This is a genomic window from Pseudomonas sp. AC193 (assembly GCF_979258075.1).
The window spans coordinates 422,444-449,155 of sequence record NZ_OZ409832.1 but is presented as its reverse complement, the minus strand read 5'-3'; the positions used below and the strand labels follow the sequence as shown (position 1 = coordinate 449,155).

At 55.7% G+C, this 26,712-nt stretch carries 28 protein-coding genes, 1 tRNA gene and 2 pseudogenes; 19 read left to right on the top strand and 12 right to left on the bottom strand.

The genetic code is table 11. The features are described 5' to 3' along the window. Positions 1-5: 5 nt before the first annotated feature. From iscU to trmJ, 5 genes are all read right to left on the bottom strand, one after another. Positions 6-392, bottom strand: a complete 387-nt coding sequence (gene iscU / locus ACZZ0D_RS02185; RefSeq protein ID WP_007916892.1) for a Fe-S cluster assembly scaffold IscU — start codon at positions 390-392, stop codon at positions 6-8. A 101-nt stretch (positions 393-493) separates the two neighbouring features. Then, a complete protein-coding gene (locus ACZZ0D_RS02180) occupies positions 494-1,708 on the bottom strand; it encodes an IscS subfamily cysteine desulfurase (protein WP_463552355.1) in 1,215 nt (404 codons plus the stop codon). 47 nt (positions 1,709-1,755) lie between these two features. Continuing rightward, positions 1,756-2,247, bottom strand: coding sequence for a Fe-S cluster assembly transcriptional regulator IscR (gene iscR / locus ACZZ0D_RS02175; protein ID WP_003227911.1), 492 nt, complete (start codon positions 2,245-2,247; stop codon positions 1,756-1,758). A gap of 245 nt (positions 2,248-2,492) precedes the next feature. Continuing rightward, complete coding sequence (gene cysE / locus ACZZ0D_RS02170; RefSeq protein WP_463552354.1) at positions 2,493-3,269, bottom strand: serine O-acetyltransferase; 777 nt, start codon at positions 3,267-3,269, stop codon at positions 2,493-2,495. Between the two features lie 3 nt (positions 3,270-3,272). Beyond that, positions 3,273-4,043, bottom strand: coding sequence for a tRNA (cytosine(32)/uridine(32)-2'-O)-methyltransferase TrmJ (gene trmJ / locus ACZZ0D_RS02165; protein ID WP_008084663.1), 771 nt, complete (start codon positions 4,041-4,043; stop codon positions 3,273-3,275). Positions 4,044-4,188: 145 nt separating this feature from the next. Between trmJ and suhB the strand changes: the two genes are divergently transcribed. Continuing rightward, positions 4,189-5,007 (top strand): type III secretion system regulator SuhB, encoded by an 819-nt coding sequence (gene suhB, locus ACZZ0D_RS02160; protein ID WP_008084666.1) that lies wholly within the window; start codon positions 4,189-4,191, stop codon positions 5,005-5,007. Positions 5,008-5,248: 241 nt separating this feature from the next. On the opposite strand, the gene ACZZ0D_RS02155 is transcribed toward suhB, so the two are convergent. From ACZZ0D_RS02155 to queA, 6 genes are all read right to left on the bottom strand, one after another. Further along, positions 5,249-5,797, bottom strand: coding sequence for a glycine zipper 2TM domain-containing protein (locus tag ACZZ0D_RS02155; protein ID WP_053123539.1), 549 nt, complete (start codon positions 5,795-5,797; stop codon positions 5,249-5,251). A gap of 119 nt (positions 5,798-5,916) precedes the next feature. Continuing rightward, positions 5,917-6,831 carry a protein translocase subunit SecF gene (secF, locus tag ACZZ0D_RS02150; RefSeq protein WP_463552353.1) on the bottom strand — a complete coding sequence of 305 codons (915 nt, stop codon included), beginning with the start codon at positions 6,829-6,831 and terminating at the stop codon, positions 5,917-5,919. Positions 6,832-6,840: 9 nt separating this feature from the next. Then, positions 6,841-8,709 carry a protein translocase subunit SecD gene (gene secD / locus ACZZ0D_RS02145; protein ID WP_463552352.1) on the bottom strand — a complete coding sequence of 623 codons (1,869 nt, stop codon included), beginning with the start codon at positions 8,707-8,709 and terminating at the stop codon, positions 6,841-6,843. A 65-nt stretch (positions 8,710-8,774) separates the two neighbouring features. Next, positions 8,775-9,113 (bottom strand): preprotein translocase subunit YajC, encoded by a 339-nt coding sequence (gene yajC, locus ACZZ0D_RS02140; protein ID WP_003227923.1) that lies wholly within the window; start codon positions 9,111-9,113, stop codon positions 8,775-8,777. Between the two features lie 43 nt (positions 9,114-9,156). Further along, entirely contained in the window at positions 9,157-10,272 is a 1,116-nt protein-coding gene (gene tgt, locus ACZZ0D_RS02135; RefSeq protein ID WP_164979451.1) for a tRNA guanosine(34) transglycosylase Tgt, read from the bottom strand. 14 nt (positions 10,273-10,286) lie between these two features. Beyond that, the gene (gene queA, locus ACZZ0D_RS02130; RefSeq protein WP_053123547.1) at positions 10,287-11,351 is read right to left on the bottom strand and encodes a tRNA preQ1(34) S-adenosylmethionine ribosyltransferase-isomerase QueA; all 1,065 of its coding nucleotides are present in this window, start codon (positions 11,349-11,351) and stop codon (positions 10,287-10,289) included. 108 nt (positions 11,352-11,459) lie between these two features. On the opposite strand from queA, the gene ACZZ0D_RS02125 reads away from it, so the two are divergent. From ACZZ0D_RS02125 to ACZZ0D_RS02090, 8 genes and pseudogenes are all read left to right on the top strand, one after another. Continuing rightward, positions 11,460-11,544, top strand: a tRNA-Leu gene (locus tag ACZZ0D_RS02125). A 166-nt stretch (positions 11,545-11,710) separates the two neighbouring features. Continuing rightward, positions 11,711-12,952 carry a tyrosine-type recombinase/integrase gene (locus ACZZ0D_RS02120; RefSeq protein WP_463552351.1) on the top strand — a complete coding sequence of 414 codons (1,242 nt, stop codon included), beginning with the start codon at positions 11,711-11,713 and terminating at the stop codon, positions 12,950-12,952. 191 nt (positions 12,953-13,143) lie between these two features. Continuing rightward, on the top strand, positions 13,144-13,737 hold the full coding sequence (locus ACZZ0D_RS02115; protein WP_463552350.1) for a hypothetical protein: 594 nt from the start codon (positions 13,144-13,146) through the stop codon (positions 13,735-13,737). A 130-nt stretch (positions 13,738-13,867) separates the two neighbouring features. Then, a pseudogene (locus ACZZ0D_RS02110) lies at positions 13,868-14,113 on the top strand (helix-turn-helix transcriptional regulator); the annotation flags it as partial. 79 nt (positions 14,114-14,192) lie between these two features. Continuing rightward, complete coding sequence (locus ACZZ0D_RS02105) at positions 14,193-14,585, top strand: virulence-associated protein E (RefSeq protein WP_463552349.1); 393 nt, start codon at positions 14,193-14,195, stop codon at positions 14,583-14,585. Continuing rightward, positions 14,582-15,817: an AAA family ATPase gene (locus ACZZ0D_RS02100; protein WP_463552348.1), complete on the top strand. Its 1,236-nt coding sequence runs from the start codon at positions 14,582-14,584 to the stop codon at positions 15,815-15,817. Before ACZZ0D_RS02105 ends, ACZZ0D_RS02100 begins: the two co-directional genes overlap by 4 nt. 2 nt (positions 15,818-15,819) lie before the next feature. Continuing rightward, on the top strand, positions 15,820-16,596 hold the full coding sequence (locus ACZZ0D_RS02095; protein ID WP_463552347.1) for a hypothetical protein: 777 nt from the start codon (positions 15,820-15,822) through the stop codon (positions 16,594-16,596). After that, entirely contained in the window at positions 16,593-17,198 is a 606-nt protein-coding gene (locus ACZZ0D_RS02090) for a hypothetical protein (RefSeq protein ID WP_463552346.1), read from the top strand. Before ACZZ0D_RS02095 ends, ACZZ0D_RS02090 begins: the two co-directional genes overlap by 4 nt. Before the next feature lie 995 nt (positions 17,199-18,193). Here the strand turns inward: ACZZ0D_RS02090 and ACZZ0D_RS02085 are convergent. After that, positions 18,194-18,949, bottom strand: a complete 756-nt coding sequence (locus ACZZ0D_RS02085; protein ID WP_463552345.1) for a bestrophin-like domain — start codon at positions 18,947-18,949, stop codon at positions 18,194-18,196. 357 nt (positions 18,950-19,306) lie between these two features. Between ACZZ0D_RS02085 and ACZZ0D_RS02080 the strand changes: the two genes are divergently transcribed. The 10 genes and pseudogenes from ACZZ0D_RS02080 (at position 19,307) to ACZZ0D_RS02035 (ending at position 26,558) form a co-directional block, all read left to right on the top strand. Further along, complete coding sequence (locus tag ACZZ0D_RS02080) at positions 19,307-19,492, top strand: hypothetical protein (RefSeq protein WP_463552344.1); 186 nt, start codon at positions 19,307-19,309, stop codon at positions 19,490-19,492. Between the two features lie 17 nt (positions 19,493-19,509). Next, a complete protein-coding gene (locus ACZZ0D_RS02075) occupies positions 19,510-19,635 on the top strand; it encodes a hypothetical protein (protein WP_463552343.1) in 126 nt (41 codons plus the stop codon). Further along, positions 19,632-19,877 carry a hypothetical protein gene (locus ACZZ0D_RS02070; RefSeq protein WP_463552342.1) on the top strand — a complete coding sequence of 82 codons (246 nt, stop codon included), beginning with the start codon at positions 19,632-19,634 and terminating at the stop codon, positions 19,875-19,877. Before ACZZ0D_RS02075 ends, ACZZ0D_RS02070 begins: the two co-directional genes overlap by 4 nt. Then, positions 19,874-20,106, top strand: a pseudogene (locus tag ACZZ0D_RS02065) (hypothetical protein); the annotation flags it as partial. The gene ACZZ0D_RS02070 and the pseudogene ACZZ0D_RS02065, both read left to right, overlap by 4 nt. Then, positions 20,107-20,718, top strand: coding sequence for a Rap1a/Tai family immunity protein (locus ACZZ0D_RS02060; RefSeq protein ID WP_463554753.1), 612 nt, complete (start codon positions 20,107-20,109; stop codon positions 20,716-20,718). Between the two features lie 332 nt (positions 20,719-21,050). Further along, the gene (locus ACZZ0D_RS02055) at positions 21,051-23,015 is read left to right on the top strand and encodes an alkyl/aryl-sulfatase (RefSeq protein WP_463552341.1); all 1,965 of its coding nucleotides are present in this window, start codon (positions 21,051-21,053) and stop codon (positions 23,013-23,015) included. A gap of 86 nt (positions 23,016-23,101) precedes the next feature. Beyond that, on the top strand, positions 23,102-23,773 hold the full coding sequence (locus tag ACZZ0D_RS02050) for a DUF3313 domain-containing protein (RefSeq protein ID WP_463552340.1): 672 nt from the start codon (positions 23,102-23,104) through the stop codon (positions 23,771-23,773). A 67-nt stretch (positions 23,774-23,840) separates the two neighbouring features. Beyond that, a complete protein-coding gene (locus ACZZ0D_RS02045) occupies positions 23,841-25,121 on the top strand; it encodes an OmpP1/FadL family transporter (RefSeq protein WP_463552339.1) in 1,281 nt (426 codons plus the stop codon). A gap of 184 nt (positions 25,122-25,305) precedes the next feature. Next, positions 25,306-25,827 carry a hypothetical protein gene (locus tag ACZZ0D_RS02040; protein ID WP_463552338.1) on the top strand — a complete coding sequence of 174 codons (522 nt, stop codon included), beginning with the start codon at positions 25,306-25,308 and terminating at the stop codon, positions 25,825-25,827. A gap of 437 nt (positions 25,828-26,264) precedes the next feature. Beyond that, on the top strand, positions 26,265-26,558 hold the full coding sequence (locus ACZZ0D_RS02035) for a hypothetical protein (protein WP_463552337.1): 294 nt from the start codon (positions 26,265-26,267) through the stop codon (positions 26,556-26,558). Positions 26,559-26,712: the final 154 nt, after the last annotated feature.

The window sequence follows — 26,712 nt, the reverse complement described above, 5'->3', positions numbered from 1 at the left end:
GAAAGTCAGATCAAGCCTTTCTTCTGCTTGTAATCGCGAACAGCCGCTTTGATAGCGTCTTCAGCCAGTACCGAGCAGTGAATTTTCACTGGCGGCAGGGCCAGTTCTTCGGCCAGCTGAGTGTTCTTGATGGTTTCTGCTTCGTCCAGGGTCTTGCCCTTCATCCACTCGGTGGCGAGGGAGCTGGAAGCGATAGCCGAACCGCAGCCGTAGGTCTTGAACTTGGCATCTTCGATGATGCCGGCGTCGTTGACCTTGATTTGCAGACGCATCACGTCGCCGCATGCCGGAGCGCCGACCATGCCGGTGCCGACATCAGGATCTTCCGCGTTCATCTTGCCGACGTTGCGCGGGTTTTCGTAGTGGTCGATGACCTTTTCGCTGTAAGCCATGATTCTCAATCCTCACTCATCAGGGCCGCTCTTGAGACCCTGCAACTGCGCTGCGTAAACCGCCGCGTCGCTACAGGATCTGTATCTGGCGGCTTCTATATTTAGTGTGCCGCCCACTCGATTTTCGAGATATCGACGCCGTCTTTGTACATGTCCCACAGCGGCGACAAAGCGCGCAGCTTGGTAACGGCCTCGCAGACTTTCTGCGCGGCGTAGTCGATTTCTTCTTCGGTGGTGAAGCGGCCGAAGGTGAAGCGGATCGAGCTGTGTGCCAGTTCGTCGTTGCGGCCCAGGGCGCGCAGTACGTACGAAGGCTCCAGCGACGCCGAGGTGCACGCCGAACCGGACGATACCGCCAGATCCTTGAGCGCCATGATCAGCGACTCGCCTTCAACGTAGTTGAAGCTCAGGTTCAGGTTGTGCGGAACGCGGGCGGTCAGGCTGCCGTTGACGTACAGCTCTTCCAGATGCTCGACCTGCTTGTAGAAGCGGTCGCTCAACGCTTTGATACGGACGTTTTCAGCAGCCATGTCATCTTTGGCCACACGGAACGCTTCGCCCATGCCGACGATCTGGTGAGTCGCCAGGGTGCCGGAACGCATGCCACGCTCGTGACCGCCACCGTGCATGGTCGCTTCGATGCGCACACGCGGCTTGCGGCTGACGTACAGCGCACCGATGCCTTTAGGGCCGTAGGTTTTGTGGGCGGAGAACGACATCATGTCGACTTTCAGCTTCTGCAGGTCGATCTCGACCTTGCCAGTGGACTGAGCGGCGTCGACGTGGAACAGAATGCCCTTGGCGCGGAGCATTTCGCCAATCGCGGCGATGTCGTTAACGGTGCCGATTTCGTTGTTCACGTGCATCACGGAGACCAGAATGGTGTCTTCGCGCAGTGCCGCTTCAATCATCGCCGGGGTGATCAGACCGTCTTCAGTTGGCTCGAGGTAGGTCACTTCGAAACCTTCACGCTCCAGTTGGCGCATGGTGTCGAGGACAGCCTTGTGCTCAATCTTCGAGGTGATCAGGTGTTTGCCCTTGGAGCCATAGAAATGTGCCGCACCCTTGATTGCCAGGTTGTCGGACTCAGTGGCACCGGAGGTCCAGACGATTTCGCGCGGATCGGCGTTGACCAGATCGGCCACCTGACGACGGGCGTTTTCGACGGACTCTTCAGCTTTCCAGCCGAATACGTGGGAACGGGACGCCGGGTTACCGAAGTTTCCGTCAACCAGCAGGCATTCACTCATTTTTTGCGCAACGCGCGGATCGACCGGGGTGGTCGCAGAGTAATCGAGGTAAATCGGCAATTTCATGGACTATCTCCTAAATCAGGGCTGGCGTACCGCTAGCTCTTCGGCTGTCATTCGACGGCGGACGCTTCAATCTTGTCCAGGCGTGGCGCCTTGCTGTTGCAACGACGCTGGTCCTGACGCTGGGCTACTTCTTGCACCTCACGGCGAGTTACAAGATCAGCCAAGCTGATACCACTTAGAAATTCGTGAATCTGCAGGCTCAAATCGCACCACAGATGGTGAGTCAGGCACGTATCGCCGGAATGGCAATCGCCCTGGCCCTGGCATTTGGTGGCATCAACCGATTCGTTTACCGCATCGATCACCTGGGCGACCTGGATGCCCTGCATGTCGCGGGACAACTGGTAGCCACCACCCGGGCCGCGAACACTGGAAACCAGGTTGCTGCGGCGCAGCTTGGCGAACAGCTGTTCGAGGTAGGACAGGGAGATGCCTTGGCGCTCGGAGATATCGGCCAGGGACACGGGCCCGTGCTGCGCGTGCAACGCCAGGTCAAGCATGGCGGTCACGGCGTATCGGCCTTTTGTAGTCAGTCGCATGGACAGTTACCACGGAGTTCAGAATGGGGCGAGTATGCAATTCCCGAGTATTTAAGTCAACTTTAAGACCTAGTACTTTAGTCAGGATTACCCGCAAAAGAGCGCGCGAATGATAGCAGGGTCTGCGGCGTAATGGCACACCGGTTGACGGATGCCTGTGTAGGAGCTGCCGAAGGCTGCGATCTTTTGATTTTATGAAAGGCAAGATCAAAAGATCGCAGCCTTCGGCAGCTCCTACAGGGGCGCTAGCCGGCTTTGGATTCGTCTTTGTCTTTGACGCAGGCGAAGTCTTCTTCGCGCAGCGAAGGCAGATCTTTCGCACAGTAATTGCTGCCCAGATCCTTCAGCGCGCCGCACATCCCTTCCAGCCGCCCGTCCACCGCTTGCAGGTGATCGAGCAACTGACCGATGGCGCGCGCCACCGGGTCGGGCATGTCTTCGCTGACGCCGTAGGCATCAAAACCGATCTTCTCGGCCATGGCCTTGCGCTTGGCGTCCTGCTCTTCGTCGGATTTGACGATGATCCGCCCCGGAATTCCCACTACCGTGGCGCCCGGCGGCACTTCTTTGGTCACGACCGCATTGGAGCCAACTTTGGCACCGGCGCCGACGGTGAACGGGCCAAGCACCTTGGCGCCCGCGCCCACGACAACTCCATCACCCAAGGTCGGGTGACGCTTGCCTTTGTTCCAACTGGTGCCGCCGAGGGTCACGCCCTGATAAATGGTCACGTCATCGCCAATTTCGGCGGTTTCGCCAATGACGATGCCCATGCCGTGGTCGATAAAGAAGCGTCGACCGACTTTGGCGCCCGGATGAATTTCGATCCCGGTCAGCCAGCGACCGAAGTTCGACACCAGCCGCGCCAGCCATTTCAGCTCGTTACGCCACAGCATGCCGGCCAGTCGATGGATCCAGATTGCATGCATGCCGGGGTAGCAGGTCAGGACTTCAAAAGCGTTACGCGCCGCCGGGTCTCGATGGAACACGCTCTGGATATCTTCACGCAAACGCTCAAACATCATTTAGTCCTTCCGCTTTAGAAGCTCACCACGGGCCGCTTTTTGGGTTTCCGTGAGGATGCCACGCAAAATATTCATTTCCGCCCGGCTGACCGAGCTGCGTCCGTACAACCGGCGCAGGCGCGCCATCAAGTGCCGTGGTTTTTCCGGATCGAGGAATTCGATAGCGACCAGCGTCTGCTCCAGATGCTCATAAAAGCGCTCCAGCTCATCCATCGTCGCCAGCTCGGCGCTTTTCACCGAGGCCACTTCTTCTTTCTCGATCTTGCTCGGCTGACCTTGCGCGGCCAGCCAGGCCATGCGCACTTCATAGCTCAACACCTGCACCGCCGCCCCGAGGTTCAGCGAACTGAACTCAGGATCGGAGGGGATGTGCACGTGAAAGTGACATCGCTGCAGCTCGTCATTGGTCAGGCCGGAATCTTCACGACCGAACACCAAAGCGATTTCTGCGCCCTGCCCGGCCTCCTCGACCACTTTGGTGCCGCATTCGCGCGGATCCAGCAGCGGCCAGGGAATACGGCGATCTCGGGCGCTGGTGCCGAGCACCAGATTGCAGCCGACCAACGCGTCTTCCAGGGTGGCGACGACTTGCGCATTTTCAAGGATGTCACCGGCACCGGAGGCGCGAGCATCGGCCTCGTGGTGCGGAAACAGGCGCGGTTCGACCAGCACCAGTCGCGACAGACCCATGTTTTTCATGGCGCGCGCGGCCCCGCCGATATTGCCGGGGTGGCTGGTATTGACCAGGACAACACGAATGTTCTGCAGCAAGGGAGGCGCTCTCGGACACAGGAAAGGGGTGCAAATCTTACAGAACAGCCTACCGTTAAGCTATGAAAGCGAACAGCGTCCTTCACCTGAAGAAAAGTTCTGATAGAATGCGCGGCTTTCTTTAACAACCTTAGGTGACACATCCATGCAGCCCATGCTGAATATCGCGCTGCGCGCCGCCCGCAGCGCCAGTGAACTGATCTTCCGCTCCATCGAGCGCCTGGATACCATCAAGGTCGACGAAAAAGACGCCAAGGATTATGTATCCGAGGTCGATCGCGCCGCTGAACAGAAAATCATCGACGCGCTGCGCAAGGCTTACCCGAACCACTCCATCCGCGGTGAAGAGACTGGCATGCACGCCGGTACCGGCATCGAAGGCGAAGAGTACCTGTGGATCATTGATCCGCTGGACGGCACCACCAACTTCCTGCGCGGCATTCCTCACTTCGCCGTCAGCATCGCCTGCAAATACCGCGGTCGCCTGGAACACGCTGTTGTTCTGGATCCGGTTCGTCAGGAAGAATTCACCGCCAGCCGTGGTCGCGGCGCTCAACTGAACGGTCGTCGTCTGCGCGTCAGCGGCCGTACCAGCCTCGACGGCGCACTGCTCGGCACGGGCTTCCCATTCCGTGACGATCAAATGGACAACCTGGAAAACTATCTGGGCATGTTCCGCGCTCTGGTTGGCCAGACTGCCGGCATCCGTCGCGCCGGTTCGGCGAGCCTGGATCTGGCTTACGTGGCTGCCGGTCGTTTCGATGCGTTCTGGGAATCGGGTCTGTCCGAGTGGGACATGGCTGCAGGCGCCCTGCTGATTCAAGAAGCTGGCGGCCTGGTGAGCGACTTCACCGGCGGTCACGATTTCCTTGAAAAAGGCCACATCGTTGCCGGCAACACCAAATGCTTCAAGGCAGTACTGACGGCGATCCAGCCGCACCTGCCGGCTTCGCTGAAGCGCTAAGCGTTACGCGAAACAAAAAAAGCGCCCTTCGGGGCGCTTTTTTATGCCTGCGATTTCAAACGCGCCTAAATCCACTGTGGGAGCGGGCTTGCTCGCGAATGCGGTTTATCATTGCGAATAGATGCCGGCTGATCCACCGCTTTCGCGAGCAAGCCCGCTCCCACAGGGGTCACGGCATAGCCAAAATCGCGGGCACAAAAAAAGCACCCCGCAGGGTGCTTCTTTCTAAACGATCGGCCTGTTACTGGCCCGGCTCGTTCTGCGACAGAATCAACTTACCTTCCTTGTCGACCGGAATCTGGTTGCCCGGATCACGATCCATGCGCACTTTGCCTTCCTTGCCATCCAGCGAATAACGCACGTCATAACCAACGACCTTGTCGCTGATGTCATTCACCGTGTTGCAGCGGGTTTGCGTGGTGGTGTAGGTATCGCGATTCTGCATACCTTCCTGCACCTTGTTACCGGCATAACCGCCACCGACTGCGCCAGCGACCGTGGCAATTTTCTTGCCGGTGCCGCCGCCGATCTGGTTACCCAACAGACCACCTGCCAGCGCACCGACTACCGTACCGGCAATCTGGTGCTGATCTTTTACAGGCGCCTGGCGAGTGACCGTTACATCCTTGCACACTTCACGTGGTGTCTTGATCTGTGTCTTGACCGGCTCAACGGCCAAAACCTGCGCATACTCAGGGCCGCTTTTAACCAGGCTGTAGGTGGCAACAGCACCCCCGGCAGTGACACCGACAGCACCCAATACCGCACCAACCAGCAACGACTTGTTCACATGAACCTCCTGACCATCACATGCGGGACGCGCCCGCGCTTCTCCCAGCCTTGGAGCATAAAAAAGGCGCGAGTTCAACTCGCGCCTTTTTTGGCTGACAACCGGGAAAACGCTACGCGTTATGGACGGTCGTCGACTTCCTTCTCAGTGTTTGCAGGAGGAATCAGGTCTTCTGTGCTCAGGTTCAGCCAGATCAGCACCACGTTGGCGATGTAGATCGACGAGTAAGTACCCGCCAATACACCAATGAACAGTGCGATGGAGAAACCGAACAGGTTATCGCCACCGAAGAACAGCAGTGCCGCGATCGCCAGCAACGTCGAGATCGAGGTCGCCATGGTGCGCAGCAGGGTTTGCGTGGTCGAGATGTTGATGTTCTCGATCAGCGTCGCCTTGCGCAGGACACGGAAGTTCTCACGCACCCGGTCGAATACGACGATGGTGTCGTTCAACGAGTAACCAATGATCGCCAGTACCGCCGCCAGCACCGTCAGGTCGAAAGTGATCTGGAAGAACGACAGGATACCGATGGTCACGATCACGTCGTGGATCAGCGAAACAATGGCGCCGACCGCGAATTTCCACTGAAAGCGGAAAGCCAGGTAGATCAGGATGCCGCCGAGCGCCAGCAGCATGCCGAGGCCGCCCTGGTCGCGCAGCTCTTCACCGACCTGCGGGCCAACGAACTCGACGCGCTTGACCGTCGCCGGGTTGTCACCGCCGAGCTTTTGCAGCGCTTCCGCGACCTGATGGCCCAGTTGCGGGTCTTCACCCGGCATGCGCACCAGCAGGTCGGTGGTAGCACCGAAGCTCTGCACGATGGCTTCGTGATAACCGGAAGTTACCAGCTCTTCACGCACTTTGGTCACGTCGGCTGGACGTTCGTAGGTCAGCTCGATGAGCGTACCGCCGGTGAAGTCCAGACCCCAGTTCATGCCCTTGGTAGCGACGCTGAAAATTGCCAGCAACGTGAGAAACACTGTGACGCCGAACGCGAAGTTGCGAACGCCCATGAAGTTGATTGTACGTAACATGGCAGCCCCTTAAATCCACAACTTCTTGAAGTCACGTCCGCCAAAGATCAGGTTGACCATTGCGCGGGTCACCATGATGGCCGTGAACATCGAGGTAAAGATCCCGAGGGACATGGTCACTGCGAAACCTTTGACCGGGCCGGTGCCCATGGCAAAGAGAATCCCGCCGACCAACAACGTAGTCAGGTTGGCGTCGAGAATCGCAGTGAATGCCCGGCCGAAGCCTTCGTTGATTGCACGCTGCACAGTCATGCCGGCGGCGATCTCTTCACGAATCCGCGAGAAGATCAGCACGTTGGCGTCGACCGCCATACCCATGGTCAGCACGATACCGGCGATACCTGGCAGGGTCAGTGTTGCCCCCAGCAGCGACATCAAGGCCAGCAGCAACACCATGTTCACTGCCAGTGCGACAGTAGCGATGATGCCGAAGAAGCGGTAGATGGCGATGATGAACAGCGACACGAACAGCATGCCCCACAGCGACGCATCGATACCTTTGGTGATGTTGTCAGCACCCAGGCTCGGGCCGATTGTGCGCTCTTCAGCGAAGTACATCGGTGCAGCCAGACCACCGGCACGCAGCAGCAGCGCCAGCTCGGACGACTCGCCCTGACCGTTCAGGCCAGTGATGCGGAACTGAGCACCCAGCGGCGACTGAATGGTCGCCAGGCTGATGATCTTCTTCTCTTCTTTAAACGTTTGCACCGCGACGTCTTTTTCGACGCCGTCGACCATCTGCTTGACGTAGGTGGTCACCGGACGCTGCTCGATGAAGATCACCGCCATGCTGCGACCGACGTTCGAACGGGTTGCGCGGCTCATCAGCTCGCCACCGTGACCATCCAGACGGATGTTCACTTCAGGCGTACCGTGCTCGCCGAAACCAGCTTTGGCGTCAGTGACCTGGTCACCGGTGATGATCAGACCACGTTCGATCTGCGCAGCGGGACGATTGCCTTCACGGAACTCGAAAGTCTCGGAAGTGGCTTTCGAAGCACCCGGCTCTGCAGCCAGACGGAACTCAAGGTTGGCCGTCTTGCCGAGAATACGCTTGGCTTCGGCAGTGTCCTGCACGCCTGGCAGCTCAACCACGATGCGGTTGGCGCCCTGACGCTGGACGATCGGTTCGGCAACACCCAGCTCGTTGACGCGGTTACGTACCGTGGTCAAGTTCTGCTTGATGGAGTATTCACGGATTTCCGCCAGCTTCGCCGGGGTCATCGCCAGACGCAGTACCGGTTGACCGTTGAGATCGGCCGGAACAATGTCGAAATCGTCGAAGTTCTTGCGGATCAGTGCACGGGCCTGTTCGCGGGAATCTTCATCGCTGAAGCCCAGCTGAATGGCACCGCCCAGTTGCGGCAGGCTGCGATAGCGCAGCTTCTCTTTGCGCAGCAGGCTCTTGACGTCGCCTTCGTAGACTTTCAGGCGTGCATCGAGGGCTTTGTCCATGTCCACTTCCAGCAGGAAGTGCACACCACCGGACAAGTCCAGACCCAGCTTCATCGGGTGCGCGCCCAGATTGCGCAGCCATTGCGGGGTGGTCTGTGCCAGGTTCAGCGCAACGACGTAGTCATCACCCAATGCCTTGCGCACAACGTCTTTGGCCGGCAGCTGATCTTCAGCTTTGGTCAGACGGATCAGACCGCCCTTGCCGTTGGCTGCCAGCGTGGCTGCCTTGACGTTGATCCCGGATTCCTTGAGCGCAGTGCTCACGCGATCCAGATCAGCCTGATTGACTTGCAGCGCAGTGCTTGCACCGCTGACCTGAATGGCCGGGTCATCAGGATAAAGATTGGGAGCGGAATAAATCAGACCGACCGCCAGCACCGCCAGGATCAGAATGTATTTCCACAGAGGGTATTTGTTCAGCATCACGCCGCCCGTTATGAACGCGGGGCGCCTTGCGCGCCCCGTCGATTGAGTAGAAGTTGTTACCTTTAGATCGCTTTCAGCGTGCCTTTTGGCAGCGTGGCGGCGATGGCGCCTTTCTGGAATTTCATTTCGACGGTGTCGGAAACTTCCAGAACCACGAAGTCATCGGCAACTTTGGTGATCTTGCCGGCGATGCCGCCAGTGGTCACAACTTCGTCGCCCTTCGCAAGGCTGCTCAGCAGGTTCTTCTGCTCTTTGGCGCGCTTGGCCTGTGGACGCCAGATCATCAGGTAGAAGATGACCAGGAAACCGACCAGGAAAATCCACTCGAAACCGCCGCCCATTGGGCCGGCAGCAGCCGGTGCAGCCGCGTCAGCCATGGCGTTAGAGATAAAAAAGCTCATTTAGCACTCCAGTTGCAAATGTTGAATCTTGGGGTCAGAAAACTCAGTCCAAAGGCGGAACGGGGAGCCCGCGTTTGGCGTAGAAGGCATCGACAAAGGCGGCCAATGTACCCTGTTGAATAGCCTCGCGCAAACCAGCCATCAGCACCTGATAATGGCGCAAGTTATGGATGGTATTGAGCATGCTTCCCAGCATTTCGCCGCACTTGTCCAGGTGATGCAGATAAGCGCGAGAGAAGTTCTGGCAGGTATAGCAATCGCAGGTCGGATCCAGCGGCGATTCATCATGGCGATGGAACGCGTTACGGATCTTCAGCACGCCGGTATCAATGAACAGATGCCCATTGCGGGCATTACGGGTTGGCATCACGCAATCGAACATGTCCACACCGCGGCGCACACCCTCAACCAGATCTTCCGGTTTGCCAACGCCCATAAGGTAACGAGGTTTGTCAGCCGGCATCATGCCCGGCAGATAATCCAATACTTTGATCATCTCGTGCTTCGGCTCGCCGACCGACAGACCGCCGATAGCCAGGCCATCAAAGCCGATCTTGTCGAGGCCTTCGAGCGAGCGCTTGCGCAGATCCTGGTGCATACCGCCCTGCACGATACCGAACAACGCTGCGGTGTTTTCACCATGGGCATTTTTCGAGCGCTGAGCCCAACGCAACGAAAGCTCCATCGATACGCGCGCGACATCTTCGTCAGCCGGGTACGGGGTGCATTCGTCAAAAATCATCACAACGTCCGAGCCCAGATCGCGCTGAACCTGCATCGACTCTTCCGGGCCCATGAACACTTTGGCGCCGTCCACCGGGGAGGCGAAGGTCACGCCCTCCTCTTTGATCTTGCGCATCGCGCCGAGGCTGAACACCTGGAAGCCGCCGGAGTCGGTGAGGATCGGGCCTTTCCACTGCATAAAATCGTGCAGGTCGCCGTGCTCCTTGATCACTTGGGTGCCAGGACGCAGCCACAGGTGGAAGGTGTTGCCCAGAATCATCTCTGCGCCCGTGGCGACGATGTCACGCGGCAACATGCCCTTGACCGTGCCGTACGTGCCCACTGGCATGAACGCCGGGGTCTCGACGGTGCCACGCGGGAAGGTCAGGCGACCACGACGGGCCTTGCCATCGGTGGCAAGGAGCTCAAAGGACATGCGACATTCGCGACTCATTCTGTTTCCTCTGGGCCGGTTTCTTTAGGGGCAGTAGGTGCGGGGTTACGCGTGATGAACATCGCATCACCGTAGCTGAAAAAGCGGTAACCGTTGTCGACGGCAGCCTTGTAGGCGGCCATGGTTTCGGGATAACCGGCAAATGCCGAAACCAGCATCAACAGCGTGGATTCCGGCAAATGGAAATTGGTCACCAGGGCATCGACCACATGGAAAGGCCGGCCCGGGAAGATAAAGATATCGGTGTCGCCGCTGAACGGCTTGAGCACGCCATCGCGCGCAGCACTTTCCAGCGAACGCACGCTGGTGGTGCCGACAGCAATCACCCGACCACCGCGCGCACGACAAGCAGCCACGGCATCAACCACGTCCTGGCCGACTTCCAGCCACTCGGTGTGCATGTGGTGATCTTCAAGCTTCTCTACGCGAACAGGCTGGAAGGTACCGGCGCCCACGTGCAGCGTGACGAACGTGGTCTCGACGCCTTTCGCAGCAATGGCCTCCATCAGCGACTGATCGAAATGCAGCCCCGCCGTCGGCGCTGCTACCGCGCCTAAGCGCTCGGCGTACACGGTCTGATAACGCTCGCGATCCGAACCTTCGTCCGGACGGTCTATATAAGGAGGCAGCGGCATGTGCCCGACGCGGTCGAGCAGCGGCAACACTTCTTCAGCGAAGGCCAACTCGAACAGCGCATCGTGACGCGCGATCATTTCAGCTTCGCCACCACCGTCGATGAGGATCTTCGAACCCGGCTTCGGCGACTTGCTGGAGCGCACATGGGCCAGCACGCGGTGCGTATCGAGCACGCGTTCGACGAGGATTTCCAGCTTGCCGCCGGACGCTTTCTGCCCGAACAGCCGCGCCGGAATCACGCGGGTATTGTTGAACACCATCAAATCGCCCGGGCGCAAATGCTCAAGCAAATCAGTGAATTGGCGGTGTGCGAGGGCGCCGCTCGGCCCATCAAGGGTCAGCAAGCGACTACCGCGACGCTCGGCCAAAGGGTGGCGAGCGATCAGCGAATCAGGGAGCTCGAAAGTAAAGTCAGCAACACGCATGATGGGGTTCGTCTAGCAGGGCCGGAAAGTTTAGCGGAAATATCGAAAATAGACCATGAAACGTGATTGACCAACGGTAATCTCATCTCTATACTTCGCCGCCATTGAGCCCTGATGGCGGAATTGGTAGACGCGGCGGATTCAAAATCCGTTTTCGAAAGGAGTGGGAGTTCGAGTCTCCCTCGGGGCACCAATCATATGTTTCAAGCTGTCTCAGACAGTTTACGAAACAGCCCGCAAAGCCCGCCTAGCGCGGGCTTTGTTGTTTCTGACTGTATCTCTCTATCTCACCTTATCTCTTCCCTCCGTGTATCCCTCCTTGTATCCTCAGAAAAAGCCCTAACTTTGGGATACAAATCATGAAGCGTTCCGATATCAAGCGCCGCCCGCTGGCTGATACCGTACTGAGTAGCCTTGAGCCAGACACTCAGGAATATCGAGAACTACATGAGCGCGGGCTTTACTTTCGCGTGAAGCCGAATGGCGGCAAATCGTGGCAGCTCCGATACAAGAATGCGTCAAGTAAATGGGCATGGATGGGGTTAGGCAGTTATCCCGAAGTGAGCGCTAGGCGTGCTGGCGAGGAAGCGGACAAGCTGAGGAAGCTAATCAGCGACGGAATTGACCCACAGGAACGAAAGCTCGCCGCCAAGACCGCCAGTGCAGCTGCCCAAACACGAACATTCCGCGTAGTGGCTGATGGCTGGCTCAAAGCCAAGGTAGACAAAGGGCTGGCCGACTCCACCCTGAGTAAAATCCGCACCTATCTTGAGAAGGACATACTCCCTGCTCTAGGTGACATGCAGTTGGACGAAATCACCCGCACCGACTGCGCCGCCCTGCAAGCTTCACTCGAAGCGCGCAACGCTCATAACGTTGCCGAGAAGTGTCGTAGTTGGATAAATCAGATTTTTGGCCGGGCCATCGGCCTGGGACTGACGGAGAACGATCCCGCCAGCAGGCTGCGCGATATCGCAGCGCCCGCCCCCAAGACCCAGCAACACCCGCACTTACTGGAACCCGAATTGCCGGAGTTCATTCGGGCATTGAAATCCACCACCAGCCGCCTACCATCCAAAACCGCCGCGTGGCTTTGCATCTGGACAGCATCCCGGCCCGGAATGGTGCGGCTGGCGGAGTGGGCGGAAATAGACTTCGACGCCGCCACTTGGACGACGCCCGCCGCCAAGATGAAGATGCGCCGAGATCATGTGGCTCCCCTCCCCAACCAAGCGATCGATGCCCTTCGCGAACTGCACAGGGTGACAGGCCGCAGCCGCTGGCTGTTCCCCGGCGTCGGGCCAAAAAACCCGACGATCAGTGAAAATACCATCAACAAGGTATTCGCCGGGATTGGGTACAAAGGTCGATTGGTCGGCCATGGCACCCGCCACACTGCCAGCACCCTGTTACGGGAAAACGGCTGGCAGAAAGACCACATCGAAGTGCAACTCGCGCACAGGGAACAGGGTATTTCCGGCATTTACAACAAGGCCCAGTATCTTGAGCAACGCATGACCATGATGCAGTGGTACGCCGACCACCTGGACACGCTAGCCGGGGGCAACGTGGTGCAAGGCCTATTCAACAAAAAGGCATAGCGCTTTCCCGTTGGCGCGTAGACAGATATAGACTGTGCACCGCCACCTGCGGATAACAGCACCCAAAAGGTCGATCCGGGTAACAGCGCTCAAATAGTGCAATTTCACGCCCATCCGGGGGGGGGCTGAAGCGTGAGAACTCAAGAGCACTTTCAGCCAAAACACGATGCATGCTGCGGGAATTGACAAGATTGAAAGACAAATATAACTACATACCGCCTACTTATAGGTCAGTCAAAGACAGCCATGATGCAGCCTCCGAACAGTTTGCGGAAATCCGAAGAAGAAACGGACGCATCGAAATTGAAGATTTAGTGGTTTTCGCAGAGAGCATGACCAATCACCTATCCGAGAAAGAGCGAAGAGTCATCGACCATTTGCATGAAAGCGCCATGCTGGATGTGATTTCGCTACTGAAAAAACACCCGGAAAGTGAAGAATTGATAATGGGGAGCGCTCTGTCATTGACTCTTGCGGGGGTCTTGTCTGTTGAAGACTTGATCTTCAAGTCAAGTAAATCCGAGCTGCAAAAAGCACGTCCGTTCTTGATAGCCAACAGACAGAAGACAATTGTTGTCGAACGTGCCAGAGCCATTGCTGGTGATGTATGGCAAGCCGATACAGCGCAGGAATATCGAGTATCTGAAGTGGCCGTGATGGTCATGGATACGTTGAAGCTGGAAGGGATTACTGATCTTCCAACCAAAGAACGCGTGAGGGAATGGATTCGTCCAATAGCACCGCCCCACGCCCGTCTAGGTGGGCGTCCAAGTAAAACCCTATAAGGGTATCGAAAACCCTCTTAAGCGTGACGGATACCTATATATCCGTCACGACCGGGGATTTTTATAGCCCGCTTGAACGGTCAATCTGCCCCCGTCTTAATCAATGACGGGATATATATATATGCGCAATATGCTCCCCCTCAATGCCGCCGGTTACGCGGCTGGCTCTCTGTTCGACCCCGACACCACCATCATCCGCATGCCAGATCTGGCAGCCATCACTGGCCTTGCTCGGCCGACCATCTACAAACGCCTGAAAGACGACCCTACCTTTCCTCGTCCCGTTCAACTGAGCGACAGTAAGTCTCGCGGCGCACCCGTGGGTTTCGTTCTGTCTGAAGTCCAGGATTGGGTTCGCAAACGCATTGAAATGCGTGAGGTAGTCGAAGTGAAAAAGGCTGCCAGCACCAATGAGTCCGCATATAACGCCCTGCAGCGCTCCGAGGAGTAATTGAATGAAGCCTGCAGACAAACTTTTGCCACTCCTCGACAAAGTTCGCCAAGTGAAATTGGGTGAGTGGACGGCTCGCTGCCCGGCACATGATGACAAGACTCCCAGCCTGCATATCACAGAGGTCGAGGACGGGAAGCTGTTGGTGAAGTGCTGGGGCGGCTGTTCGGTGACCGAGATCCTCGCCTCCGTCGAGCTGGAGTTGCGCGACCTGTTCCCTGATTGCGGCAGCAAGCCACGTCGACTGGGTCCGAGCCGAGCGGCCATCGAGCGTGAGCGCATGATCCACCTCATTGGCCAATCCCTAATCGCCCAAGGTGAAAAACTGTCCGAAGAGGATCACCATCGCTTCGAGCTGGCGCGTGATCGTTTGGCAGGCTTGGAGTTGAAAGCATGAATGCCAAAGCAAAAGATCCCTACCTCAACCAGTGGGCATCACAGCGCCAGCAGCAGATCAGCACTCCCGACTTCCGTTTTGTAGCGGCCTGCCATATGCCAATCAAGCCTGTTGCCTGGTTGGTTGAAAGCTATATCGAGGAAGACGCACTCACTGTGATGTACGGGCCTCCCGGTAAGGGGAAATCGTTCGTTGCTTTGGACTTGTCTTGCTGTATTGCTAGCGGCATGCCGTTCCACGGCCATTTGGTGAAACCGGGAATTGTAATTTACATCGCAGGGGAAGGTCACAACGGTATTGCTCGGCGCCTTCACGCATGGGCGCAGCATAACGACACTGCCTTGCCGGAACTGCTGTTCGTATCAGAGGCCCCTACGGATCTGTCCAGCGAAACAAATGCTAAAAAAGTGGCAGAAGCGGTTAAGCAGATTGCCGAAGCTACTGGCGAATCCCCGGTGCTGATTGTGATCGATACCATGGCCCGTAATTTCGGAGGTGACGAAAACAGCGCAACGGACGTGGGGCATTTCATCCGCAACGTTGACGCACTCCGTCGGCACTGGAAGGCCACTGTCTTGATCGTCCATCACAGCGGCAAGGATGGCGAGCGAGGCGCACGCGGATCGTCGGCACTGAAAGGTGCTGCAGATGCTGAATACGAAGTGAGCCGTAGCAATGAAGACAACCTGGTTCGACTGATCCCGCGCAAGATGAAGGATGCAGAAGAACCTTCCTCACTTGCCTTCGAACTGGTCGGAGTATCAGTGCGCGACGACAGTGGCAGCCTAATCAGCGGTGCCGCGCTGCGTCTGACTGGGTACACAGCACCAGCAGCGCCAGTGTTGGCAAAGTTGGGTAAGCAGCAAAAAGCTGCGCTGGAAACGCTCGAGCAAATGCACGCGGAGATCGCGCAACGGTTGAATAGCCAGGGCCGGGAGGATCACCCGGTATTCATCACACTTGACGCATGGAAAGCGAAGTGTGAAGAAGCCGGAATTTCTCGCCAGCGGTTTCACGATGTCAAAAACACGCTGACCGATCGTCAGCAAATCCGAATCGACGGTGCACATGTATTTCTTGTCCGTCCTGTCCTGCAGTCCTTAACGGAACCGGACCGGACGGACAGTCTGAAGATCGCTAATACCGGACAAACCGGACGGGAAGCGGACGAAAACCGGACACAGAACGGACAGCATGCCAAGTCGCATGCTGTCGACTTTGAGGAGTTTTGATCGTGGCCGCTTTGGACTACCTGCTCCGGGCCGGACTCACCGCCGAGCTCAACGGAGATAAACTTCGCCTCCGCCCCGCTGACCGCATCACGGATGCCGACCGACTCTATGTACGCAAGCACCGCGTCGAGCTCATTGCCGAACTGAATGCGGCTAATGATCCGACCCTTTGCTGGTTGCACCTGCTGGTGTTGGCCAACGGGTACGTGGTGCAAGCATGCGGCAATATCGACACCGCTATTACACAACAAAAGGCTCATCAGCAGCACGGCGATACCCTGTTGGCGGTAGTTGCAGTCCCAGGCTTCGAGCGTCCTCTCTCCGAGGCGGAGATCGTCAAGGCGCTAATCGGCACACTCGCCACGCCATCGCCTAAACCTACTCCGTCGAGCCTCTGGCTGCCTCGCGTCGCGCGCCTGCTCGGCACTCATCCTGCTGTACTGCTGGACGAGGGGCATTTGGAGCCGCACGACCTTGCCGAGCTGGCCGATGCGAACGTCGTGCTGGTGGCCGACACGATCCACGTTAGCCCGGCGTGGATCAATCGGCCGCAGCGGGTTGAGCAAACGGCCGAGATCCACACCGTGGAGGAAGTTAAGCCGCAGCACATCATCCACACCGCAACTACGGCGTCACAGGCATGGCGAGAGGCCGATGCGGTACACACCAATCACCTGATGAGCTGCGACAAATGTCATGCGGCATCGGGTCGTTACTGCGCGGCTGGTGCTGGTCTGCGCCAGCGTTATAACAACATCCCGATGGAGGTGAGCGAATGAGCGATTCGTCGCACGTGAATGTGGCCCAAGAGGAAACTGAGGAGCAGGTATTCGCCCGCAACTGCCTGACCCCTGAGAACCTGAGCGCAGCAATGCTTGTCAGCGGCGACCTGCTCGGCACGACGCCGGTTACCGATATTGTCTTTGAACTGAAGCGGCAGACGGCTGCAATTAACAGCGGTGACATGACCCGAGCAGAAGACATGCTGGTGGCGCAGGCACACTCTCTGGACACTCTTTTCGCGCAGCTCGCGAGTCGGGCACTGAGAGCCAAGCATATGGAGGGACTGGAGTCCTACATGCGTCTCGCACTCAAGGCCCAGAATCAGGCCAGGGCTACCTTGCAGACTTTGGGCGAACTCAAAAACCCCAAGCAGGTCGCTTTCGTGAAGCAGGCGAACATCGGCCATCAGGTTCAGGTCAACAACGGTACTCAAGAGAAGCCCGCGCGCATGCGGAAAACTAAAAAGGCGCAAATCGAACTATTGGAGGTTGAGCATGGCGAATGGCTGGACACCCGAGCGACGGGCGCGACAGGCGGAGCTGATCCGGCAATGGCGACCTTGGGAACAAAGCACCGGACCGCGAAGCGCCGAGGGTAAGGCCGCTGCATCGCGCAATGCCTGGACAGGTGGGATGAGGACGCTGCTGCGAGAGCTGGCCGAAGAGCTGCGAGAGCAGGACAAGATTCGTCGCGAGATCCTAGACTGAACGAAACGCCACGGATGGCGATTACCAAGTAGTTGTTGATTCCAGAGGTACGATCAATTGAGGGTTGAACGCCGTGGGCACAGGCGGTGTGATCATGGAAACCACCGCTCCAGCGAATGCCATAATCGTAGGGCCGTCAGCTCACAGTATCTGGTCGGCTGAGCACGAGTTCACCGTCATCTGGCGCAGGCTGGGCACGATAAGTTGTAATCGAGATTTTTCTCCATGCCGGTGACAATCGGAGTCGACCAGTGATGTAGCAACGCCCAACTGCTAAGCCTTCGTAAGTTATTCCCCAGGTACTGTACCCGCCCCGAACTTATTGGCGCGTATCACTTTGAGTTACCCCGACAAAGTGCAACGAAAAACACTTTTCCTAAGCCCTGAAATCAAGACTCGCCCGTTCCGGTTTGTCCGATTATGTGTTGCACCTGAGGTGCACATAAAAAACACACTGTGACGGGATATGACAACGCCCTTGATAGGGCACCCCAATGAATGAATACGCATCTAGCTTGACCAATACGGGACGGTTTGTGCAGGACGTACAACCGCACTCCCCTTGAGCATCCTGTATGACTTCACGCTTTCATCAAGGCAAACTGGACTTGAAGTGGTTCGATTTCAGAACCAATGAGGTGAATTCAGCAGTCGCGCCAAAAGGAAAATGATGACCTCCGAAAGCCTCAGGCAAGAATTTTGATGATTTTCGGAGCAGTACGCGCGCTTAGAACTACTAGGTAGTTTGTCTACTGAAATGCCCACGTGGACGTCCTATTTAGGTCGAATAAGCACTGCCGATATAACCCCTCGTGAGAGGCAGCAACCGGCCAATTGCTGCCTGTCGTCGCGTCCAGCAAGCATTTGGTAGGGGAGGCATTGGGCTCTACAACTGCATCTCAGCAAGAGCCCTTTCCAGCGGCAAGTCTGAAATCTGGATGATCCCGGAAAATGGAATGTCCATGTCGAGTACCAAATATACCGACGCGGCGATTAAAAGTGCAGAAACTGTAAACATGCCAATAACCATCGGGTTCCGGGGGGCTCTGTAACCGAAGCTTGCATAGATGAGCGTCATCCAGGCAATTAACATCCCTATCAAGGGGCCCGGAATTGTACCTTCAGCTTGTTCAACGATTTTCCAGCGTTGCTCAATAAGCGAGTGATATTGCTGACGTAAGCCCGAGAGCATGGTTTCGTGAAACCTATCTGGGGGCGCTACTGCAGCCAGTGCTGTCCCAATGTTGTCTAGCAGTCCAGCCGCGTTGCTTTTTCGATGTTGCATTGCCTCATCCCCTTTATAGGGATTGGCAACAGCCTGCTCTACATAAGCGATCAACTGTTTTTGAGTATTTTGTGAGTCTGCACCGTAGGTCTTAAGCGATCGATCAAAAATGATCAGACTGGTTGCATAGTCATGAAAATTTGCATCAATGCTTTCGAAGGTGTTTTTTGCGGAGTTGATCAACAGGCCGAATACAAGCGAGGTCATGACCACGAATATGTTCGCAACCAGACGAACTACAGTATTTGTTTCTTCGTCCCTGTGTCGCGCTGAAAGCCTCGGATATATCAGCATCATCATCAGTGCCGCTGATATCAGGCAGGCGAACGCTAACACTGAGATCCAGATAGATTCCAATTACCCCTCCACTCCATCGAATCAGTCAGTGGTTACGTGGAGCCACAGCTGATGTCGTCAACTCACCGTCCGAGAAGCATAGTATTTATCTGCATGGTTACCAGTCGTACATCAGTTTCGGGCCGGTACGGCGTGAATCGCCCCTGAATTTCTAGACGCCTCCAGAGGCCAGCTATTGGCTGATAGCGGCTTTTGATCGCCGGTACATTGAATTCCAGCTTATGTGCAATTGGCCCCACACCAAGCACCGGCGGTTTTTTGTAGCCGTGAAAGCCAGTCGCCCCTAGGCTGGTCTACCATTTCCTGACATTCTGGCCGGCTCCTACACCGCCACTGACACGAACAGGAACGCTACACATGTCGCACGTTTATGAGGGCCTGGCCACCGTTGTGGTGATTGCCCGCTACCTAGCGCAGGCTCCGATCGAGCTGACGACGCTTGAATGCCATGTGCGCTTGAGCGATGCCGGCGCCGGACACGCCCGGATAGAATTGCAGCAGTATCTACAAGGGCACGAAAGACGGCCAACCTGCTGCGGGTGATGCTGCCCGACGGGCGGATGGTCCAGGGGCAAATCCTCGATAGCTGCAACGAACCGGGCGGCGGCTGGCTGCTGATCAGGATCGAGCAGTTCGAACTGACACTTGAGCCGCCGGCGGACGCCAGTGGCTGGAAATGGGAATGAGCCAGTTTGAGGCGTTGAACGCACTGAACCTGCCGGCACCCGTCTACATGCAAACCGCGAATTTTTTGGCGCGCATGGAGACTTGCCTCACCCTCGTTGAGCTGCAGCGCGTGGCGGATCGCGCCGACGGTTTTGTCCTCGGCATTGAAACCGTGCGGGCCGTTAATTACGGCACCATCGAAGGTTTGCACGTACTGCTCAAGGACGCAGTTCAGATCCACCGTGAGGCGTTGCAGGCATGATCGGCGACGGCATTCACGAAGAGGTGTTGCGCGCCCTGGTCGAACAGCACGCGGTGCGCGAATGCCTGGTGGCCAGATCGACGGCGGCCCCGACTGGGGCCTGTCGATTCGCCTGGGTGGCAGCGGCGCGCGCTGGGTACCGGTGCGCTCGCGACGTGACCCGCTGCGCACCTGGGCCAGCCTGACGGCGGTGGGGCGCCTTACCGAGAGCGTGGGTTTTCGGGGGTTCATGTGGAACTCTGAACTGTTTCAACGCCTGCTGAAAGTCTGTGGCGAGTGGCTGCTTTTGGCTGAAAGAGGCCAGTCGCAGAGAGCTGCAACCGGTCAATGGCAACCGTCCCCTATGGCCTTTAGGTGGTGTCTAGGGCAAAGAGTATGGTTCAACCTTACCTTGCAGTGTGGTCTATCCTATCCATTTATCCTCATTCAAAGTGGCCGTCACGTGAAATGGATCTCAGCATCAATGCTCATTACCGCTGCATGGCTCCCTGTCACTGTGCTTGCGGACGGTCGTTCACTTCTTGAAGCCTGTCAGATTTCTTTGAGCCACCCTCAAGAATTCACAGGAGTAGACGCATCAAAAGCCGGTCATTGCCTCGGGACGATTGGAGGAGTTGTAGATACCCTGTCAATCATGCAGGCCAACGGATTAGTGTCCGCGAACGCGTTTTGTTTGCCTGAAAAAGCTATCCCCGCTTCGGAGCGAGTTCGGGAGGTCGTTGAGTTTTTGAACGCACATCCTGAAGACTTGGGCTCGATGGAAGCCAAGTTGATCATCACCGCTTTGATGAAAGCCTACCCATGCACCTCTGAGCGTTCGCTCACCCAACTGAATAACTAGCCGCTCATAGTCCTTCATATCCGTCTGGCTGATAAGGTCGACGCCCGCTTGTAGCTACCGGCAGAGGACGGTTAATAGCAGCTGAACAGACGTCAATAAACCCCGTGCTAAGCAACCAGCATTTACGAGCACCTAGCTCTGCCTTCGCCTCAGTTTTCATTTGTATATCGCCCTTCGGTAACCCACGCAGGTGCGAATCGTGACCTTCAGCACATGATGATTAATACTTTTGTGCGAAATACGAAACCCTGTTCTACGCTCGAATGTGCCTTCACCTCGATCAGAACCTTGGAACAGAGCATCGCCAAGCCTTAATGCTAAGGAGATTTCGTATGCAGGACTTGCAAAGAAGATGGACCGTGTTAGCGCTCACCTCTGTATTTTTAACCGGTAGCGCTTTCGCGGCCCCCAATCCGGCGACCGACGCAACCAAAAAAGCCAATCAGGCCATTGCGGACTACCTTCCATTCGCCAACAAGCAGGATTTCGAAGACGCGAAAAACGGCTTCATCGCCGACCTGCCGAGCCCCGTGATCAAGGGCGACGCAGGCAATACCGTTATTGACCTTTCGCAGTACGATTTTCTGAAAAAGGAGGGCCCGACTCCAGATACTGTTAACCCGAGTCTATGGCGCCAATCGCAGATCATGGCCGGTCGCGGTCTGTTCAAGGTGGTGGACGGCATTTACCAGGTTCGTAACATCGACTTGGCAAACGTCACCTTCGTGCGCGGGAAGACTGGCTGGATCGTCATCGATCCGCTGACATCTACGGAAACAGCGAAGGCTGCATTGGCGTTGGTCAACGACAAAGTTGAGAAGCTGCCCGTCACAGCGGTGATCTTTACGCATTCACATGTTGACCACTTTGCCGGCCTACGCGCCATCGTCGACGAGAAGGATGTGAAAGCCGGCAAGGTTCCGGTGATCGCTCCTGAAGGCTTTATGGAAGAAGCCGTCAGCGAAAACGTGTTCGCCGGCACTGCGATGAGCCGCCGTGCGTCTTACATGTATGGCAACCTGTTGCCGAAGAATCCTCAAGGTAACGTCGGCGGCGGGCTGGGCCTGACCACCGCCGCCGGGACAATCACACTGTTCGAACCGACCAAGCTGATCAGCAAGACTGGTGAGAAGCTCACAGTTGACGGTATCGACATTGAGTTCCAAATGGCACCCGGCACCGAAGCTCCCGCTGAAATGCTGTTCTACTTTCCACAATTCAAGGTGCTGGATCTGGCAGAGGATGGTAATCACACCCTGCACAACATCCTGACGCTGCGTGGCGCCAAGGTGCGTAGTGCGAAAAAATGGGCAGATACGTTGTCTGAAACCATCGCCATGTGGGGCGACAAAGCTGAAGTTTCTATGGGTAGCCACCACTGGCCGCAGTGGGGCAAGGAACGAGTTGTCGAACATCTGGGCAAACAACGCGACCTGTACAAATACATCAACGATCAGACCCTGCGCATGGCGAACGAAGGCATGACCATGCATGAGATCGCCGAGAAATTTGTATTGCCCGACAGTTTGGCCAAAGAGTTCTACAACCGAGGTTACTACGGCGACCTCAAGCATAACGTTCGCGCAACCTATCAGCTCTATCTGGGCTTCTGGGACGGTAATCCGGCGACATTCAACCCGCTTCCACCGGTGGACGAAGCGAAGAAATTCGTTGAAATGGTCGGTGCCGAAAAAATGCTCGAATCGGCCAAGCAAGCCTATGACAAAGGTGATTATCGCTGGTCAGCCACGGTCAGTAACAAGGTGGTCTTCGCCGATCCCGAGAACAAGAAGGCTCGCGAATTGGAAGCCGATGCCCTGGAGCAGATGGGCTATCAAGCCGAGTCCGGACCAGCGCGGAACTTCTACTTGTCAGGTGCTCAAGAACTGCGCGGCGGCGTGAAAAAAATGGCCACGCCGAATACCAGTTCGCCGGACATTATCCGTGGCATGACTACCCAGATGTTCCTCGACTTCCTGGCCATTCACCTGAACGGGCCAAACGTTGCCGACAAGAGCTTCTCGTACAACCTGGAGTTTCCCGATACCAAAGAGAAGTACCTGCTAACAGTGAAAAACGGCGTCATGAACTACGCGTTGAACCAGCATGACGACAAGGCCGATGGCAGTGTTTCGCTCAACCGGACGACCCTTGACGATATCGCCTTGGGCAAGCTGAAGCTAGGCAACCTCTCCGAAAGCGGCGAAGTGAAAATCGAAGGCGACAAGGAAAAGTTCAAGAGCCTGCTGGCTTACTTCGACAAGTTCGATTTCTGGTTCACTATCGCCGAGCCTTAGTCGTTTCGTTTCTCCCGTCAAGCGCAATGCCCCACTAGAGGGCATTGCGTGATGCACTAATTAGAATGACCATCAAGGAGCGGTACATGAAACTGACTAGCATTGTGGGTTCGCTGATGATTGCCTCCGTCGTTCTTGCGGGTTGCTCCAGCAAAACCGTTCAACCCGACGAGTACTCCGGATTTCTAAAAGATTACAGCCGCCTAAAAGAGGAAAAGACTTCTTCAGGGGCGCCAGTTATGCGCTGGATCGATCCCAAGCTGGACCTGAGTCAGTACACAAGCTTCTACATTGAACCGAGCCAGCTGTATCCAAAACCACAAGCCACTGAAAAGATCCCTCAGAGTACCTTGCAGGGAATCACCAACTACTACGACCAAGCCCTCAAACGCGAGTTTGGTAAGTCACTGCCGCTGGCTGCAGCACCAGGGCCTAAGACTATTGTTGTGCGTCCAGCCATTACGGCAGTTAGCAGCAAAACTGAAGGTTTGCACTTCTACGAGGTGATTCCGATCGCTCTGGTAGCAGCCGCTGTAAGCACCGCAACAGGTATTCGTGACCAGGAGACTACCCTGGCAACAGAGGCTGTTTTTCTCGATGGCTCTACCAATCAGTTGCTGTCCCAAGTAGTACGCAAAGGAACGGGAGAGTCGCTGGAAAACGACAGCCAAGTCATGAAAGCCACTGACGTCAAAAAAGTACTGGATGGGTGGGCATCCGATATGAATCAGGCGTATGTGATGCTCAAAAACAAATAGCATTAAAAAGGGTGACTATGCGTATTGCGTCATGGTCACCCTTTCATGGACTAGCAGAGGACGCGCGATGTTCAGTAAATACTACTTACCCACCCTCAGTTGCACGTTGGGGTTACTAACAAGTAACGCTTGGGCCGGCGGTATCTTCATCTACGAAGCTGGCCAAGAAGGAAATGGCTTGGCCAACGCCGGCGCTGCAGCACTCGCCCGCGATCCCAGCGTGTTGATGAGCAACCCTGCTGGAATTACCGAACTTCAGGGTACCCAGATCAGCGCCAACGCTCAGGTCATCCTCGGTGATATCAAATTTTCCCGTGACAGCAACAACCAATTCGATGGTAACGAAGGCGGTAATGCCCTGCAGTATCTACCTGGTGCCAGTATATTCATCAGTCATGAGCTAGACGAGCGATCAGCGATCGGCTTCGGTATGTACGGCAACTTTGGCTTGGCCCTCAATTACGACGACGATTGGGCCGGTCGGTATTTCACCCAGGAAGCAGCGATTATCGGTGTGTCATTCCAGCCGACGTATGCCTACAAGGTTACCGACGATCTGTCCTTGGGTATTGGTTCACGTTTGATGTACGCCTACTACCGCAACGAGATGGCAATCAATAACAACCCGCTTGGCCTGTTCGACAGCCCGGACGGCCAATTGGAATACAAGGACACCGACGTCGGTTACGGTGTCAACTTCGGTTTACTCTACCATCTGGATCAACGCACGCAGATCGGCCTGGCGTACACCAGCAAGATCGACTTAGAGTTCAAGGACAGCCCGCATGTGACCAACGTGACCAACCCAATCATCAATGCAGCGTTGAATCGGTTCGACGTCAACTCATTGGAGTTGGACATGACGGTTCCGCAAACCGTACAGGTCAGCGTCGCCCACGACCTTGATACGCAATGGAAATTGCTCGGTAGCCTTGGCTGGCAGGACTGGAGCGAGTTTGGAGACATCGGTGTAGAGGTCGATTCCAGTGCTGCTGACGTCAGTCGTAGTGCGAACCGTCAATACAAAGATACGTGGCACGCATCCATCGGTGCTCAATACCAGGCCACACCTCAATTGCGCTGGAGTTTTGGTGTCGGTTACGACAGCTCTGCCGTGGAAGACAAGGATCGTACCGTGGATAACCCCATGGGCGAGGCTTGGCGCTTCGCAACAGGTGTTAATTATGAATTGCAACAAGGTCTAGACTTGCATATGGCCTATACCTTGGTCTGGTTAGGTGATATGGACGATGAACAGACCAAATCGCTCTCTGGTACAACCGTATCCGGTACATACAAAAACGCCGCACTGCATATACTTGGCGGGGGGGCAACTTGGCGCTTTTGATTTTTATTTCTTGCGCCTGAACTCAAAGTGCAAAAACTGCTCCGGGCCTTCTTGCATGAAGTTAAATTTGCATTATCGGCAGATGGCAAGAAATTATTGTTCGAGGGGGGGCATAGAAAAATTATGAACCCCGAAAAAAACTAACAAAATCAAATCCATTTAAATAGGTTTATGAGAGGTCAACATGAATGCGGTGTTGCTAAAAATCAAACATGAATTTATGAAAGCTCTTCCACCCACCATATTCTTTTTTATTATTTTGCACATTGTCGCTCTCGTTCGCGGCCTCATGATCAAAGGTTCAGGGATTGATCTACCAGTTTCCGCCTCAGTACTTATCGCATCCCTCGTACTCGGCAAATCAGTATTAGTCGCGGACATGTTGCCGTTCATAAACCGATTCCCCGAAAAACCATTGATTTGGAATGTAACATGGAAGACCTTAATGTATGCGACAATTGCGCTCATCGTTCATTATCTTGAGCGACTATACGAATACTGGAAAGAGGCGCACAGTTTTACGGACGCAAATTCTTTATTGTGGAGTTCAATGAACTGGCCTAGATTTTGGGCGGTGCAAATACTTCTGATTACATTGATGTTCATGTATTGTGTAATTGCAGAGCTGGCGCGTGTCATTGGCCGTGATCGGCTAAAAATGATGTTCATTGGCCCGCTTCCAGTTGATGCACCGAAATCTAAATAGCTAGGATCTCCAGAAGATTTGTTGACTAATAATAGCCACTCAGTGCGGCACTCATAGCTTCTTACTACTGACTGATTCGGCTGCGAGCCCGCGACTTCAAGGGCTTATATATAAATTTTTAATTTTCGCCCTGCCCTAGATGAATGTATTGAGCCGGCACGATAGCCGGCGGGGATTTAGCAATGGACGAAAAAGCAAACTCTGCGTTATATGTCATTTTAACTATCATCTGGTTTGTGATTGTTATCGGTGTCGTGACTTGGCTCTGGTAATCTGAAATCTCCAATCAAACTTCTGAATTTTAATAATGGTCGGCGGCCACTTTCTCAACATCCTGCCTTTGGACGAAACGGGGAATTTCGACATGTCCGCGAAATTAGGATCTATTCAAATATCTACTATTGTTGCGTGCAGCCACCCTGACACAGTACTACCGCATGACGAGCAAAGATCATAATTTTTCGGTTTCGGAACTCATCGTCGCGCTTTTGCGAAATCAAAAAATCCACGCTGGATGGTGGGGACTGACTATGCACTTCAACGCCAAAGACGGAAGTGTTCTGTCGTCAGGTTCGAGTGGTTCGATGCTGCCTGGATTGACGATCGCCGTCTCAGGGGTGACGCTCGTTTCGGCCAAAGAGGGTGAGGAGGGTAGTGTAGACGCTTCTGTCGTCAATCCTGAGAAGCCCTCACGAACCAGAAAAGTTCTCCCCTCGAAGGCCTTGCATTAATTGTAGAGGCTCAAATACAAAGCCCGCACAAGGCGGGCTTTGTATTTTTACGCTAGCAGCTGACCCCTCAGCCAAAATCACTGTAGCAAACCTCCTGCATATCGCAAATTATAACGGAAACCCTAGCGTGTTTACGCGACCTCTAAACCCCAGC